Consider the following 334-nt stretch of genomic DNA (forward strand, 5'->3'; position numbering starts at 1 on the left):
GTTCGAGGTTACGCTGCGCCCGCAGGTAGATTTTTTCTTGCCCCGTACGGTCTTCAATCGACAGTTCGTTGTAGCCGCCGCTGGCGGGCGAGCTGTGGCTGCGCAACACCGTCTTGGTTTTGTTCGCCGGCAACGGGTACGGCACCGGCGTGACCTTGTTCGGCACACACCCGATAATCAGCGGATGGTCGGAATCACCTTCCAGGTAGGTCACCACCACTTCCATGCCGATGCGCGGAATGATTACCGCGCCAAAGCTGTCCCCGGCCCAGCTGGATGACACCCGTATCCAGCAACTGCTCTTGTCGCTGTTCAGTTCGGCCCGGTCCCAATT

The 334-nt window shown here is 59.9% G+C and carries 1 protein-coding gene; it reads right to left on the minus strand.

Annotated elements, in window-relative coordinates; genetic code table 11:
• On the minus strand, nt 1–334 hold a 334-nt coding region (vgrG, locus tag KW848_RS31425), incomplete at both ends, for a type VI secretion system tip protein VgrG (protein ID WP_218539190.1).

This window comes from Pseudomonas sp. PDM25 (assembly GCF_019219045.1).
Lineage (GTDB): Bacteria > Pseudomonadota > Gammaproteobacteria > Pseudomonadales > Pseudomonadaceae > Aquipseudomonas.